We start from the raw sequence: 1,447 nt of genomic DNA, 5'->3' as shown, positions 1-1,447 counted from the left end.
CCGCCCCCACCGCCTCCGGCGCTACCGCCCCCACCGCTTCCCAACCTGGGGATTCCGGGCCTGCCCGGCGGTCCGCCGCTCTTCGGACCGCCGCGGGGTGGTTGGGGCCGCGGCGACGACGACTGGGGACCCGGTGGTGGCCATGGCCGCGGCGGCGGGCATGGCGGCGGCCACGGTGGCGGACACGGCCGCGGTGGCGGCGGGTTCCCGTTCCTGCCGGGCCTTCATTTCTGAGTGGGGATTCACATCCAACAGTCGTAAGATGGGCTAATAATTCGCCGGCCCTAGTGGAGGAGGTGCGGTGGACATCGTTCTGGGGGTCTCGATGGCACCGCCATCGGTACGCATGGTCCTCGTCGAGGGAGAGCGCGCCGGTGGCGTGACCGTCGACGAAGACGGATTCGAGGTGGACGCCGATGAGACGGCGTTCCCCGAGCAGGTGGTGTCGGCCATCCTGGGCACCCAGGAAAGTGCCCGCGAGAGCGGGTACCGGCTGGCCTCGACCGGGGTGACCGTCGCCGATCAGCTGCAAGCAGGCCAGCTGCGCGACGCGCTGGCCGGTCACCGGGTCGAGAACGTGATGCTGGTGTCGGCGTTCTTGGCGGCGGCCGCCCTGGCGCAGACGGTGGGCGGGTCGGTCGGCTACGAGCGGACCGCACTGATGTTCGTCGAGCCCGACGGAGCGACCCTGGCCGTCGTCGACTCGTCGGACGGCTCGATCGGCGAGGTGCAGCGGGTGGCGCTGCCGTCCGATGACGCCGCCGCGATGGGCGCGCTGACCCGGCTGGCCGCCCAGGCCGGCCGCCTGTCGTCGCGGCCCGACGGCTTGTTCGTGGTCGGTTCCGGAGTCAACGTCGGCATGGTCAAGGCCGAGTTGGATGCGGCCAGTGCCATCCCGGTCAGCGTGCCCGAGGAGCCCGAGACCGCGCTGGCGCGGGGCGCGGCGCTGGCCAGTGCGCACGCGCCGCTGTTCGACTCCTCGACGTCGGCACTGGCGTGGGCACGCGACCCGGGCACCGGTGTGATCGACCCGGATCTGGTCGCGCTCGGCTACTCCTATCAGGCCGACTATGACGCCACCATGGGCGAGTACGCGCTGGCCTACAGCGCGGTTCCCGACGACTCCGCCGACAGCGGCTACCTGAACCTGGTCGACGCGGACGGCTTTGACGGCACCGTCATCGAGGAAGACGACGGCTACCCGCCGAGTTCCGGTGTGGACCTGTTCGACGACAGCAAGCCCCTCCGGCGCCGCAGCCCCTTCCTGCTGGCCGGCAGCGGCCTGGCGGCGTTCTTCGTCGTCGGGGTCTCCAGCTTGGTGGTGGCGCTGGCCGTCAGCATCCGGCCCACCGCCGCAGATCACCCGCCGCCCACCGGGCACATCGTGGTGCCCACTCAGCAGGCGCCGGCCCCGGCGCCCGCCCCCGAAGCGGCGCCGCAGCCGGCC

2 protein-coding genes are annotated in these 1,447 nt (G+C 72.4%); both read left to right on the top strand.

What is annotated here, in order from left to right:
• A partial coding sequence (locus ABW16_RS25875; RefSeq protein WP_200900715.1) for a hypothetical protein occupies positions 1 to 234 on the top strand: 234 nt, incomplete at its 5' end.
• A gap of 67 nt (positions 235 to 301) precedes the next feature.
• Positions 302 to 1,447: DUF7159 family protein (locus ABW16_RS23610; protein WP_052957087.1), on the top strand; the 1,146-nt coding region annotated here is incomplete at its 3' end.

The sequence above is a fragment of the Mycolicibacter heraklionensis genome (assembly GCF_001021505.1).
Classification (GTDB): domain Bacteria; phylum Actinomycetota; class Actinomycetes; order Mycobacteriales; family Mycobacteriaceae; genus Mycobacterium; species Mycobacterium heraklionense.
This window is presented reverse-complemented; position numbering and strand designations above follow the sequence as displayed.